The 13,812-nt window shown below is 50.3% G+C and carries 11 protein-coding genes; 3 read left to right on the top strand and 8 right to left on the bottom strand.

Going from position 1 to position 13,812, the window contains the following annotated elements:
- Positions 1-11 precede the first annotated feature (11 nt).
- The 3 genes from doeA to doeB2 form a co-directional block, all read right to left on the bottom strand.
- Positions 12-1,319 carry an ectoine hydrolase gene (doeA, locus tag EA58_RS17300; protein WP_036755746.1) on the bottom strand — a complete coding sequence of 436 codons (1,308 nt, stop codon included), beginning with the start codon at positions 1,317-1,319 and terminating at the stop codon, positions 12-14.
- Complete coding sequence (locus tag EA58_RS17295) at positions 1,316-2,590, bottom strand: aspartate aminotransferase family protein (RefSeq protein WP_036755745.1); 1,275 nt, start codon at positions 2,588-2,590, stop codon at positions 1,316-1,318. Before EA58_RS17295 ends, doeA begins: the two co-directional genes overlap by 4 nt.
- A gap of 146 nt (positions 2,591-2,736) precedes the next feature.
- Positions 2,737-3,909 carry a N(2)-acetyl-L-2,4-diaminobutanoate deacetylase DoeB2 gene (gene doeB2 / locus EA58_RS17290; RefSeq protein WP_036755744.1) on the bottom strand — a complete coding sequence of 391 codons (1,173 nt, stop codon included), beginning with the start codon at positions 3,907-3,909 and terminating at the stop codon, positions 2,737-2,739.
- A 260-nt stretch (positions 3,910-4,169) separates the two neighbouring features.
- On the opposite strand from doeB2, the gene EA58_RS17285 reads away from it, so the two are divergent.
- Positions 4,170-5,279, top strand: a complete 1,110-nt coding sequence (locus EA58_RS17285; protein WP_036755828.1) for an anhydro-N-acetylmuramic acid kinase — start codon at positions 4,170-4,172, stop codon at positions 5,277-5,279.
- 52 nt (positions 5,280-5,331) lie between these two features.
- Here EA58_RS17285 and EA58_RS17280 read toward each other — a convergent pair whose 3' ends face one another.
- Positions 5,332-5,715 carry an MAPEG family protein gene (locus tag EA58_RS17280; RefSeq protein WP_036755742.1) on the bottom strand — a complete coding sequence of 128 codons (384 nt, stop codon included), beginning with the start codon at positions 5,713-5,715 and terminating at the stop codon, positions 5,332-5,334.
- Between the two features lie 246 nt (positions 5,716-5,961).
- On the opposite strand from EA58_RS17280, the gene EA58_RS17275 reads away from it, so the two are divergent.
- Positions 5,962-8,508 (top strand): hypothetical protein, encoded by a 2,547-nt coding sequence (locus EA58_RS17275; RefSeq protein ID WP_152548096.1) that lies wholly within the window; start codon positions 5,962-5,964, stop codon positions 8,506-8,508.
- A 242-nt stretch (positions 8,509-8,750) separates the two neighbouring features.
- Complete coding sequence (locus tag EA58_RS17270) at positions 8,751-9,434, top strand: GIN domain-containing protein (RefSeq protein ID WP_036755738.1); 684 nt, start codon at positions 8,751-8,753, stop codon at positions 9,432-9,434.
- Positions 9,435-9,519: 85 nt separating this feature from the next.
- Here the strand turns inward: EA58_RS17270 and EA58_RS17265 are convergent, their stop codons facing one another.
- The 4 genes from EA58_RS17265 to EA58_RS17250 are packed head-to-tail and all read right to left on the bottom strand — an operon-like array spanning position 9,520 to position 13,567.
- Positions 9,520-10,140, bottom strand: coding sequence for a LysE family translocator (locus EA58_RS17265; protein WP_036755736.1), 621 nt, complete (start codon positions 10,138-10,140; stop codon positions 9,520-9,522).
- The gene (locus EA58_RS17260) at positions 10,137-11,339 is read right to left on the bottom strand and encodes a propionate CoA-transferase (RefSeq protein WP_152548095.1); all 1,203 of its coding nucleotides are present in this window, start codon (positions 11,337-11,339) and stop codon (positions 10,137-10,139) included. Before EA58_RS17260 ends, EA58_RS17265 begins: the two co-directional genes overlap by 4 nt.
- Positions 11,340-11,361: 22 nt before the next feature.
- A complete protein-coding gene (locus EA58_RS17255; RefSeq protein WP_036755731.1) occupies positions 11,362-12,645 on the bottom strand; it encodes an FAD/NAD(P)-binding protein in 1,284 nt (427 codons plus the stop codon).
- A 10-nt stretch (positions 12,646-12,655) separates the two neighbouring features.
- Positions 12,656-13,567, bottom strand: coding sequence for a PLP-dependent cysteine synthase family protein (locus EA58_RS17250; protein ID WP_036755728.1), 912 nt, complete (start codon positions 13,565-13,567; stop codon positions 12,656-12,658).
- Between the last annotated feature and the right edge of the window lie 245 nt (positions 13,568-13,812).

Here is a 13,812-nt window from a genome sequence, read left to right as displayed (position 1 = left end):
CACGCTCCTCCTTATCTGTTTGCCTGCTGAGACTTGCCTTTGCGGGCTTTTTCGATCGACGTTGTATTTTCGACCAAAGCGGCTTTTTCAGTCGAGTTCGCTTTCTGCACGGGCAAAGCTGCCGATGACTCATCCTGCCGGGCCGTTTTGTCCTGCTCCGGCATCACTGTGAAGTCTTTGGGCAAAGTGAAAAAGGACTCGCATCCATCCGCAGTGATATAAATGGTGTCGGATATACCGCAGGTTTTATCGCCATCTACCCCCCACATCCAGGGGATAATATGAAAAGTCATCCCTTCTTCCAGCACCGTGGATACCCCCTGTTTCAGGCTGACAATGTAGCCTTCATCCCAACTGGGCGGAAAGGCAATTCCAATGGAATAGCCGGACCGTGTAATCAACCGGGCACCCACGTCATTCTGGGAAATGATATTGCGAATCAGATTATCCGCATCCGAAACGGTCATGCCGGGCTGGATCTGATCATGCAATGCATGCAACGCCTGCTTCATCAGTTCCTGCGCCTTGAACATCGAGTCCGTCAGTTCCCCTAAAATCACCGTTCGCATCATGGCGGTGTGATATCGGCGATAACAACCGGCAATCTCAAGAAAAACATGATCTCCGGGATTGACGACCCGGCCTTCCCAGGTCGCATGCCCAATCATGGTCCGTGGACCGGAAGTCACATAAGGCATCACAGCCGGCGCTTCGCCGCCTGCTTTAAACATGGCTGCACTGATGGCTGCACCTATCTCATTTTCCGTGACGCCAGCCCGGCAAGCCTCAATCCCCGCTTTCATGCCAGCTTCCGTGGCAATCGCAGCTTTACGCATCAGCGCAATTTCTACCGGTGATTTGCAAATCCGCCCCTGCTCGACAATGCCGAAACAGTCCAGCAATTTGGCTTCGGTCAATGTGGTATGAATGGTGTCCTGCTGATAAGCCGGGAAAAAATAACTGTTCCGTTCATAGCCAATCCGTTTGCGGGACAACCCAAACTCACGCAATGCGTCCACCAGCATCTGAATCGCATCACCGGTATCCGGATAAGGCCGGGTACGCTCGATCCAGGTTCGGGCGAAGACATTCGACTCCTCCATTGCCCGGGTGATCATAAACGGCTCATCTTCTAACGGCACCACCAACGCCTGAAAAAACGAATAGCCGGTGGTCTGGTAATCCGTAAGATACATAATGTTTTCCGGATCAGTGATCACCACCGCATCCAAATGCCGCTGCGCAATCCGCAGACGAAGCTCACTCAGGCGGCGTTCGTATTCCTCAAAAGGGAACGTCATATCGTCGCGTTTTTTCATGCCACCTCCCCAAGGACGTCTTGAGTTACGGCGACCAGAATCGCAAGCCCGGCCTTGAGATCCGCTTCCGGTATCGTTAATGGCGGGATCAGCTTAATCACCCGGCCTCCGCTGCCACAGGCTGAAACCAGCAACCCAGCCTCAAAGCAGCGGCTGACAATCGTTTTCGCCCGCTCACCATCTCCGACGTCGACGCCGAACAGCATTCCTTTGCCGCGAATCTCAACAACGTCATGATCCGTCAAAATTGCCAGAGCAGACTGCATGAGGGCTCCTTTCTCTTTCACTTCCGCCATCAGGTGCCTGTCCTCGAAATATCTGTCCTCGAAATAGCTCAGCGCTTCACTGCCGGCTACGAAAGACAAGCATTGTCCGCGGAAAGTCCCGGTGTGCTCCCCCGGTGACCAATGCCGATCATACTCAGGCTTCACCAGATTCATCGCAATCGGTGTTCCCAGCCCGCCTAACCCTTTCGCCAGACAGATGATATCCGGGTCAATGCCGTAATCATCGAAGCTGAAGAATGAGCCGGTTCGACCCATCCCCGACTGAATATCATCCACAATCAAGAGTGCACCGACCGACTTCGCCAGTGATGCCAGTGCCTGCAGCCAGGTTCTGTCAGCAATATTCACCCCACCCTCGGCCTGCACCACTTCAACCAGAAACGCAGCCGGAGCAGTCACCCCGCTAGAACCATCGCTGTAGCTTTCTGCCAATAGTTTTAAAGCCTGCATCGCAGTTTCCGCTGAAGCGCCTTCAGCGCCAAACGCAGCATGAGAGACATGAGACAATGGCACCCCGGCTGCGCCCCTGAAATACTGATTCGCAGTGCATGCCAGTGAACCAAGTGTCATGCCGTGGAAGCCATGGTGGAAGGCAACGACCTCATGTCGCCCCGTGGCACGCCGGGCCAGTTTCAGGGCGGCTTCAACTGCGTTGGTGCCAGTTGGCCCCATAAACTGCATTTTGTGTGGCATGTTGCGCGGTTCAAGAATGATTCGGGAAAAACGCGCCATGAAATCGCGTTTGGCGCAGGTATGCATGTCCAGGCTGTGCGTCACGCCATTTCGCTGCAAATAATCAATGACGGCCTGTTTCATCCGTTCATTGTTATGGCCAAAGTTCAACACCCCCGCCCCAGCAAAAAAGTCGATATATTCTTTACCATTCTCATCTGTCTGCCTGGCATTCAAAGCCGTGTCAAACACGGTGGGGTAGACTCGGCAGTAAGCCCGGATTTCGGATTCGCGCTGTTCAAAAATGCTCATCGTACATCTCCTTGTGCGGTCAGATTGTCTGGAGTGAATTGTCTGGTGTGAACTTCTCGTATGAACTGTCTCGTATGAAGAGGCTATTGCGCTCTGCCCATTGCTCAACCAACAGTCAACAGCCCTTGAACTTTTTTTACCTGCTCTTACTGGGTGTAGTTCGGTAATGGCGCCCCCGCAAGCCGGGCGTACCATCGAACCACTTTTTCGAGTAACCGATCATTAAAATCGTAGTGCGGACTGTGGCAAGGGTACTGATGCGTCCGATCGCCGTCATCTGCGCCGATCAAAGCAAACGCACCCGGCCGCTGTTGCAGGTAATCACTGAAATCTTCCGAGGCCATGATCGGCAGAGATATCGCATGATCAAGCTGCTGTTCCTCATCTGCCAGCCAGGCCCGACGGGCTTTATCCGCCTGTTTCGCATGGTTGATAGTGGCGCTGTAGCGCGGTCGGATCACCACCTCACACGTCACGCCATAACTCAACGCCGTATGATGACAAATTTCTTCAATCCATTGATTGATCCGAGTTTTGGTATCGTCATCCGGCACGCGAATACTGCCACTCAGCACAGCCTGTTGTGGAATCACGGTCAGACCGCTGGCTGCCTCAATAGATGTCACACTCACCACCGCGGCATGCTGGGGCGGCAGACGACGACTGATAATCTGTTGCAGATTCAGTGTCATTGCCGAAGCCGCCAGCACTGGATCGGCACAGAGTTCCGGCTGGCTGGCATGTCCCCCCCGCCCTTTGACCGTCACGGAAAAGGTTCCGTTGCCACACATGACTAAATGATCCGGGCAAATCATTTTCCCGAAGGGAATGGCTGGCCAGTTATGCCAGCCATATATTTCGTCCACACCCGCCAGCGCGCCATCGGCGATCATTTCCCGCGCCCCGTGTCCGCCTTCCTCTGCAGGCTGAAATAATAAGGTCACCGGCCCTTTGAGTTGATCTTCATGGGCTTTCAGCCAAGCCGCGGTTGCCATCAGGGCTGCGGTATGACCATCATGACCGCAGGCATGCATACAGCCCGGATGTTGGGAAGACCAGCTGCGTCCGCTGTCTTCTGCAATCGGCAGCGCATCAATGTCGCCGCGCAGCGCAATATGGCAGCCATCCGGATGAAGCGATGGAATCTGGGCAAGCGTGCCGGTTTTCGCACACGGGCGCCAGTCGATCCCCAGCGCCGTGAGCCGATCCCGGATGGCAGCCGCCGTTTGATGTTCCTGCCACCCCAGTTCAGGGTGACGATGTAATTTCTGCCTGAAAAATTTCGCCGCAGACAGATTTTTTTGCCAAAAATCGGACATAACACTTCCTGATCATTGATATCACGAGCCAGAACACCCAAGACGTAACAGATACGCACGAACGTCCCATCACTTTTATTGAGAATTTTCGGACACTTAACTGCAAGCCTAGCCATGAAGGCACCAGTTCTCAACTTTCGTTTGATTCCCGAGGCATTGCAGCAGCGTTGGATTTCACGACCGGAGAAAAACCGCACACCATTCGAGACCAAATCGTGATACCGTCATGGCCAGAATTGGGTCATAACGGCAGGAGCAAAATCATGAGCCGGGAGTTATATATAGGCGTGATGTCCGGTACCAGTATGGATGGTGTAGATACAGCGTTGGTTGCAATCGATGGGCATCACCTTGAATTGTTGGCCCATGATGATTTTCCCATGCCTGCTGACTTGAAACAGCGCTTACTGGATGTGTGCCTCGGCCAGCAAACCAACCTGATTGAAGTGAGTGAACTGGATCATTTACTCGGGCACCTGTTTGCCGATGCAGTGAATACGCTGCTGGAAAAATCCGGCTATAACGCCGGACAAATCCGGGCCATTGGCAACCATGGTCAGACGGTATTCCACCAGCCATCCGGAGATGCGCCCTTCACCATGCAATTAGGCGATGCCAATATCATCGCAACCAAAACCGGGATCGATACCGTGGCCGACTTCCGCCGCAAGGACATGGCGCTCGGCGGTCAGGGCGCACCACTGGTGCCCGCGTTCCACAAAACCATTTTTCAGTCATCCGACTCCAGTGTCGTGATCCTGAATATCGGTGGTATCGCCAACATTTCCGTGATCCGCCCGGAGCAGCCAGTGATTGGCTTTGATACCGGCCCCGGCAACATGCTGATGGATGCCTGGTGTCAGCAGCATACCGGCCACAAGTTTGATCAGGACGGCGATTTCGCCAGACGGGGAAAAGTGTGCCAAACCTTACTGAGCACCTTGCTGCAAGATCCGTATTTTGCCCGTTCAGCCCCGAAGAGCACCGGCCGGGAGCTGTTTAACCTGCCCTGGATGACACAACACTTAGCTAACCAGACACTCAAACCTGAAGATGTGCAGCGCACCCTGTGCGAATTCACGGCGACAACCATTGCCCGGGATGTCCTGTCCTTTCAGTCCGGGCCACAACCGACCCTGCTGGTCTGTGGGGGTGGTGCCCGAAATCCGCTTCTGATGGAACGCCTGACCGCATTACTCAGCGACTGGCAGGTATCCACCACCAGTGACAAAGGCATCGACAGTGATTACATGGAAGCCATGGCGTTTGCCTGGCTGGCGCAGCGTCGTATACATAACCTGCCGAGCAACCTGCCCGAAGTAACTGGGGCAAGCCGGCTGGCATCACTGGGGGTGCTGTATTTCGCCTGAGCACGAAACAGCAGCCGAAAGGCTGCCGTTTCTCTCCTGACAAACATTTCTTTCAGCCAAACATGAGAAACAGCAAGTTCAGTACCGCCAGTGCGATAATTGGCCAGAGGGTCAGTTGCATGCCCAGCACCCGGCCTTTTAAGCTGTCTGCCAGAATTCCCCGGCCATGAATCACCCGTCCGGCGGTGAACACCAGCCCTGCGATAACAATCAGCCAATCTGCCCCGCCGCTTTCTTCCAGCAAGAAAAGTAAGATCAATGCAATTGGAATATAATTCACTGCATTTGACTGCGCTGAACAGGCCAGTTGCAGATCTTTGGCTTTCCCTTCCCCGTCTCCATAGCCAATCTGGTGACGCCGGCGCGCCTTGATCACCTGTATTGACAACCAGCACAGCCACAACGCTAGCACCGAAGCAAAAAAACTTGTCGCCATGAGCAGAACACTCCCTGTGATTTATGATGACTTTCATCAGCTTATACCAGAATTCCAATGAACGACGATTTCTAAACATGCCAATTCTCAGTTGCGTGACAATCATTTTCTCCGGCCTGAATGAAGGCCAAGCTGGGCAACACTAAGCTAACACTCAGAGCACGATAAAAAGCTGGGCTGTGTGATTCCAGCCCTGCAACTTCATTGACCGCGGTGTGTGGTCTTATCTGATTTTAGGGGCTGAACATGATGAACAAATCATGGGAGTGCGCTTGCGGGCTGATCGGGATCAGCCTGCTGGCCGGTTGTGGCGGAGACGCCAAAGCACCTGCCACGCCAGTAAAAACGATTTCTACCTATTCTATTACCGCGATTGACGGCTATCTCTCCAATGCCCGGGCCTGGGTGGATATTGGTGAGAACTTCCTCTTTGAAACCGGTGATCGCAAAGGGGTGACCAATGGGTCTGGCCTGGCTTCCATCTCCCTCAATGGACTGGAAAACCCGTCGCAGTATGCCGCATTTGTCCTCGCGATTCCGGGACAGACCGTCGATCAGGATCAGCCAGGCAGCCCGGTCAGCCAAGGTTTCCTGATGTCTGCCCCGGCAGGCCATACCACAGTGACCCCGCTGACCAGCCTTGTCCATCTCTATATGTTTGAAGGACTGGGAGAATCGACTGCGATCGCCGCTGTCGCACAGTCACTGGGCATTAACTCGAGTCAGGTCATGGGCGATTACATTGCCAACGGGCTGGCTGATGTTGCCGTAAAAGCCCGCGCCATTGTGATGTTGGGGATCCTGCCGGAACAGGAACTGACCAGCGGTTCCGATGTGACCGCGCCACTGGTTGAATTCCGGCGCTTACGCGATGCCCTGAAGCAGTTAGATACCCATCACCATCTGGTCAGAGATGCGCACGGTCGCATTGTGTTAGACAGCGATAGCCAGCCTGTGATCGTGGATGATAACGCACTGAGCACTGACACCGACGGAGATGGCGTGATTGATGCCGCTGACCCCTTCCCGAATGACGCCTCTGAAAATGCCGATTACGACTTTGACGGCATCGGCGATAATGCCGATCCCGACGATGACAATGATGGTCTGACCGATGCCGAAGAAGGCACCCTCAACACCGACCCGTTCAATGCGGACACCGATGGTGACGGTGTCAACGACAAAGACGACCAGTTCCCGAACGATAACAGTGAAACCGTCGATACCGACGGCGATGGTCAGGGCGATAATGCCGATCCGGACAATGATAACGATGGTGTCAGCGACAGCTACGACGAAGACCCGATGGACGCAGCAAAATCAAACTGCCAGTTTGATGCCATCACCTCAACCACATTTGAGATGGATGCCAGCTCTGTCCACAACGTCATCCTGCAATGCGGGGGCTATCTGCCACTCGGCATTGCAGACGTACAGGCACTGGCAACGCTGCGCCGCAGCCATGTGACCGGAACCGGCGGCAGTGAGGCCTTTGAATTTGCAACAAACGGGACAGGCGTTCGCTATCAGAACGGTCAGGTCGTGGGAAGCTTCAACTGGCAGATCACTACCAGCAACGACAGAAACGGCTTCGCCCCCGGCATGGTGAAGATTTTCCACAGCAATGACGACGCTGAAGTCTGGGCACTGCTCAATAAGAACAGCGAAACCAATGCCTTCGTTGTGTACTCAGAATTTTCCAGTCAGGGGAATGGCGTGGTCGATACGCAAGCGATCTCGCAGATGCGGAGTCTGGATTACCGGCAGTCCACCGATCCTGCACCAGCGGCCAGTGCAGTGCTGTCCCCCTGTACCACAGACGATTCTGCGTTCACAGGCGATGCCCCCACCACGGCGGCAACCCAAGCACAATTTGCCGCAGCCATTGAAACCTGCAAACAAAACACTTCAGGGGGCGACATCCCATTCACAGCCGATCTTGTGGCCAGTCGTTCTTTCCTGTGGGGTCAACCCGGCGGGGATCTGACCACGCGTTATACCTTCCTGACCACCGACGGTGAAAATCAGGGCTTTGGATACCGTTTCAGAAACGGCGGCTATCAAACCTATCAATGGGAAGTGGAAAATAACCAACTGGTGATTGTTGGTAGCGATACGCCAAATGCGAGCAGTTGGGTCCAGACCTTTGCCATCCTCGGTGAAGACGAAGCCAATCAGGAAACCAGCTGGAAAGTCTTTACTCAAAATACCCTCTGGGTGAAAAACGGCACTCCAAGTGGCATTACGGCTGAACAGGGCGCTATCAGTTCAGGTTCGCTGGTACAACATGCGTTACCCGGTGATTTGCTGTCTCAATGTGATGACTTCAATACCGGCTGGAATGACAGCACGCAAAGCCCGACCGACAATGGCGCGACTCCTGCGGAATACGAGCAAGCGCTGACGGATTGCGGCACACCGTGGACGACAACACCATTACGTTTCACCGCCGCGCTGCTGACCAATACAAAACTGCTGATGGATAATGGTCACAGCCTGGAGTTTTCAGGTGTACCCGCAACCAACGGCGATGGATTGCTCTCAGGCAATGGTGCTTATGTAACACCGGGAACGGACCAGCCGGTCACAGAAGCATTCAGTTGGGTGATTCAGGCCAACGGACATCTGGTGCTCAGCTTCACCGGCAGTGACAAAGCCATGACCTGGACCCTGCAGGATGCCGACGGCATTCGGTTTTCAGCATTGCGCTTCATGTCAGATCCAGACTGGCAACTGGCACCGGATCATGGTGTTATCCGCAATATCAGTTTCACCGTGAGTCCGTTGATGTAGTCAGGAAAGTTGATGTAGTCAGGAAAATAGACAACTTCTGCATCTTCGACATTGATAAAACAGGTGGCTAAATTCGCCACCTGTTCGTTTTTATGACGAAGGATGTCCTTTGAAAAGAACAAGCTGTTCGCGCTTCAATTCTCTTCAAAGGCACATCACATCTGGTCTTTCACGTTTTGATGAACGTTGGCACGTATATTGATTATTCCATCTCACTTAACTTCAAACGGATGTGACGCCTGATGAATCAGACAGCCAAAAAAGTAATCCTTCCCGCTTCCCTCACTGGTATTGTGCTTTTCTCCGGCATCATCGGTGGTATTCCCTTCAGCTTCGCAGATGAGCAAACCCGAACGCTGCCACTCAGCAATTTCGATACACTCACGGTCGAGAAAGGGATGGCAGTCAACGTACATTGCAGTGATCGAAACTATCTTGAGGCCACCGGTGACAGCAAGGTACTGGATCAAATGCAAGTCCGGGATCGACAGGGTGCAATCCAGATCAGCAATGAATCTGAAGGGGGCTGGGAAGAGATTGAGCCACTCACACTTCATATCTACACCGCGCAGCCGCTTCACAAACTGGAAGCCAGATTTGGCATTCAAGCCGATGTAGAGGGTTGCGCCCTTGCCAAAGACAGCTTCGCGGCCATCGGTCGCATGGGCAGTAAACTAACGCTCAGTGGCGAGACAGAGACCCTGAACCTCGACCTCGCGATGGGTGCGACACTTACCCAGGCATTGCAGCCTTTGCGTATCAACAATGCAAACGTCGCACTGGGGATGGGTGCAAGTGCTTCGTTATGCCATGCGAAATCAGTGACAGGTCAGCAGTCTGCCGGCACCCGGTTATCCGTATCACCAGACACCCAGATAAAAGTGAACGGCAGCTACGGCACAAGCATTGTATTTGATGCATGTTAACCGGATATCAGAAACATTCAGGGCAGATCCTGAAAGACCTGCCCTGATTCTATTGAAAAATAAACCGCGTTTCTCGTAGTCATTTTTAGCTTGCAAACACCTGGAGGAACATTCTGTAGGCCATATATAAAATGACTAACGCTGAACACCGACAGAACCAATGCAGTTTGGGGCGCAAAGCTTCTCTGAAAAACCGAAGACTCACCACCGAGCAGATAAAACCATACCAACCAGCACTGACCAGAAAAGTAACCATGGCCACCAGAAAATAAAAATGGGGTTCATGGTTTTTCTGCACAGCAAAAGAAACGGCACTGCTGATGAACAAAAATGCTTTCGGATTCGATAACTGAACCATACACCCGGACAGGAATCCACAGCGCTGATCTCCCTGTTCCGACACCGCGTGCGCCTGAACAGGCTGCGCCGTTGACAACTTAAATGCCAGGTACAACAGGTAACATCCGCCAAAAATGTGAATCACATTCATGAGCGAACTATTTTGTGACAATGCAGAAAACCCCAGTACGGAAAGCGATGCAAAAATAAGGTTGCCGGTTGCAATCCCTAAAACGCTCGCAAAGGCTTCTTTTCTTGAAAAAGTCAGCGCACTATGGGTGGTTACAAAGAACGCCGGACCCGGGCTCATCACACCAACCAACAGCAGCGTTGTAAAGGACACTAATAACGGTAACCACTCTGTCACACATCACTCCTTATATAACAGATATCCTGATGTTGCCGGGGAGTAAAACACACCCGCTCAAGTCGGTCTGTTTCGAACTTATTCCGATAACAAAAGGTTATTTTTTGTATGGACTGAGAAATATCAATAAAGCCACCAACGCCAAAGAATGTTTCTCCCAGTTTTGCGATATTGACTCGTCCGAATCGGTCAACTTCACCCAAACCAAGCACGGCGTGGTCAATTTCGCCATCCCAGATTTTCTGAAAGATCTCGTTTTGTGTGTATCTTTTTTTCCCACCACGGCTCATCCCAAATCCATCACCGTCGTAGAGCACCCCACCCGCAACACCTGATTCAATAAGTGCATCAAACTGACAGTCAGTATATTGATGAACCTGATTCACTGCCGGCACAGGTAATCCGATGCCAATAATGAGCCGTTCATGGGCCGTAATACGCTGCGCGAGCTGGCGACTGATTGAAGCTGAATCCAGACAGTGCCGATAAAGATTTTCATCATTCAGATGATATCTGCCCGGTAAATAACTCACTTTATGGAAAGCATCAGGGGCAATAAAGACTTCATCAAACAAATCTCTCGAACAAACTTTCTCCGGGTCATTGACAATCCGATCCGGCACTTGAATCGCTATCTTTGTCTGATTCGATAAGGCGCATCGTATCACAGATTCTAAATCTAAATCGATAGGCTGCGTTTCAAGAACAATATCTCCACTTTGAGTGAAGCCGGCACCCCGCATGATGACCAGATCGCTCTCAGGGAGTGTATACGTTAGAAAATTGCCTGTGTTGACCACAGGCATAAAGTTAAACGGTGCACCGGGACTAATACAGCTTCCTTTTACAGATGGATCAATAAACGTCCCCATCCCAATGTTCGTTGAATATTGCCGATTGGGTTCACTCATTAACTTGGCAAGCACCCCCTGAGGCAAGTTATGAACCTCGCCTCTTTCAAGCGCTAAACTACAGTTAATTTGGCGCGTTGCGCCAAAATACCCACCGATTACCCAGTCAACATTGTTTCCCTGAAGCAAAGTATTCAAACCACCCTGCCAGCCAGCCCCCGGCAATGATGCGCCAATAAAACCATATTTCTCGGCGTATCGGCCATTCCAGGCTGTGAAGTTGATCAGTTGAATCAAATATTCCGGAGAAATAACACTCCCGAACGATACGATATCAATTGTCTTCACACCCTTCAGAAGATTCCTGAATCTATTCACATCCTGTATAAACACGGTTTTTTCCTTTTTCCGAGCGATATATTTCCCTGACAACGAGTTCAGCATCTCTTACTGTGAGTGATGTCGCTTCCGTAAAAAACCGACATCCGTTCACCATTGGTCCTAAAATATAAATATTTCGCTCGTCTTTCACTCGACAATTGGCATCGACCTCAATTCCAGAAATAAAATGCTTTGGCAATTTGCTATTTGAGATGAACTCAGGGGATTCAAAAGCATTAAAGCCCATCAGTGCATATTTTCCTGCCGTCAAAATATCGAAAGGTTTCTTACACATCCGAAGTTGCCCCTGGTCTATCAGGTTCACTAACTTCGAGGCATTGACATGCGGAAACATCGCACGTGTATTGATAATATTCGCTCGATTTTCATGTAAACGCTTTTTACAGTCATTCGCAAGTTGTGCATACACATCAACATACTTAGACGTCGCATTATAAATCATCTCTTGCCAGAGTGGAGTGTGCTCAGAGACATATTGTAGTTCTTCAGACAATGTCACCTGATCATTCAAGACAATCTCTCTTTCCTGCGTATTTTTGAACGTTGATAAAAACCTGGAAAATATTTTATCAACGGTTAGATTCCCAATATCCACACCATCAAACAGAGAAGGGCCACCTGATGTAAAATCACTTCTGATTCTGGGGAAACGACCGGTTAGAGAAAAACAATCAATGGTTAAATCTGGCCGATACGCACTCACAAAGAGAATCATATCAATCGCACTCAACCCTGAACCGTATATTTCGATCTTTTCTCCTTTGGGTACAGCATTGATTTTATCAAACAACACATCATTCAAGAGATCACCGCCAAACCCAATGGACACGACCGTCGCAGAAACCTGATGCCTTATCCCCTGACAAACAATATCACCATACTCATTGACTGCACTGGCTTCAGGATAATATTCAAATGCAATCCCTCTTGATTCTAGTGTTGTGATCATTAAGTCTTTGACTTGCTTGAGGTAGCGACCATAAACCGCTCTGGGAATAAAGTCTTTCTTCGTATAGTCATAACCTGCATGAGATAACCACTCGTAGATATCGATCACATGATTAAACTGTTTCAGAGAGTCCAGCCGTGTATTTAAAATAAATTCTTCTGGAGACGCTTTGTAGGCATAACCGATCTGGTTGTGATCACCACTAAATACTTTCACTGTTGTGAAAATATCATGAGGTAATTCAAGTAAGTGCATCAGTACAGAGATACACCCAGCCCCACCGCCAATGATTCCTAAATTCATTTGCTTGACCTCAAATCCCGGTTGACAGATATCGCTCAGTTTGGCTCGCAGCAATGGTTAAGATCTTTTTCCCTGCATTCTCTTTTCTGGCAGCCAGCTCTAGAGCGCAATGGATGGACGCGCCTGATGAAATACCCAGTAATAGTCCTTCCTCACTTATCACTTTTCGAGTCATCGTTATCGCATCATCGCCCTCGATCACATAGACTTCATCAATGACTTCCCGATCGACCGTTTTCGCGATAATTCCCGGCCCGATCCCCAGAACACCATGATTCGAATTGACTTCTGAGAAAGATGTCTGGCCACTAAGTACGGCTGCACCTTTCGGTTCGATGGCAATCACTTTTGTCTGTTGATTATGCTGCTTGAGGGTATTTCCGATGCCATTACAATGTCCGCCAGTCCCCACTCCGGCAATAAATATGTCAGGCGTACCATCAAAGAAATCGATGATTTCTCTTGCCGTCTGAACATGTGCCAATGGGTTATTCTGATTATTTCCCTGATCAACCAGGAAATAATTTTCCTGGCTCGCGAGTTCAATGGCACGAGACACAGCGCCTTGATAGTTCAATTCAGCAGGTGTTAACTCAATTTGAGCACCCAGAAGCTCCAAAAGCTTTTTACGCTCTTCGGTAACATATTCTGGCATGACAATAATCAATGGCAGACCCATCGATGCACATATTCCGGCTAAAGAGATACCCGTATTCCCGGTCGTCGCTTCAACAATCGTCGTATTACGCTGAATTGAACCATCTGCAATCGCTGCATCAATCATCGATTTCGCCGCTCTATCTTTGATTGATCCCCAAGGATTCAGAAATTCTAATTTAACATAAACATCGGCATATAAATTTTTCGTTAAACTTTGAAGTTTAATGATAGGTGTATTACCAACTAGCTGAGAGATATTCATTTCATTTCCTTATTTAGACAAAGACACCCTAAATTTATTGATAGTCACGTCGAAATAATTACATGCAACATTTAGTTATAATAAAATCAATCAGATATAAAATGACCACTGTTGAAGCAAAGAGACATTTAACCCGACTGAAATAACACAAGACCTCAGTAGATGATCAATCTTGAAAATTGAAATAATAAAAAACAATAAGACAGAACAAAGCGTTTTATAGATTCATAATCATGAGAAGTCTT

Source organism: Photobacterium galatheae (assembly GCF_000695255.1).
GTDB lineage: Bacteria > Pseudomonadota > Gammaproteobacteria > Enterobacterales > Vibrionaceae > Photobacterium > Photobacterium galatheae.
The sequence above is the reverse complement of the archived record's forward strand: the minus strand, read 5'-3'. Positions and strand labels throughout refer to the sequence as shown.

Excerpts from the sequence above, each read along its gene's own strand:
- doeA (WP_036755746.1), bottom strand. The coding sequence starts at position 1,319 with ATGAAAAAACGCGACGATATGACGTTCCCTTTTGAGGAATACGAACGC.
- EA58_RS17255 (WP_036755731.1), bottom strand. The coding sequence starts at position 12,645 with ATGAATTTAGGAATCATTGGCGGTGGGGCTGGGTGTATCTCTGTACTG.
- EA58_RS17295 (WP_036755745.1), bottom strand. The coding sequence starts at position 2,590 with ATGAGCATTTTTGAACAGCGCGAATCCGAAATCCGGGCTTACTGCCGA.
- doeB2 (WP_036755744.1), bottom strand. The coding sequence starts at position 3,909 with ATGTCCGATTTTTGGCAAAAAAATCTGTCTGCGGCGAAATTTTTCAGG.
- EA58_RS17250 (WP_036755728.1), bottom strand. The coding sequence starts at position 13,567 with ATGAATATCTCTCAGCTAGTTGGTAATACACCTATCATTAAACTTCAA.
- EA58_RS17275 (WP_152548096.1), top strand. The coding sequence starts at position 5,962 with ATGATGAACAAATCATGGGAGTGCGCTTGCGGGCTGATCGGGATCAGC.
- EA58_RS17280 (WP_036755742.1), bottom strand. The coding sequence starts at position 5,715 with ATGGCGACAAGTTTTTTTGCTTCGGTGCTAGCGTTGTGGCTGTGCTGG.
- EA58_RS17270 (WP_036755738.1), top strand. The coding sequence starts at position 8,751 with ATGAATCAGACAGCCAAAAAAGTAATCCTTCCCGCTTCCCTCACTGGT.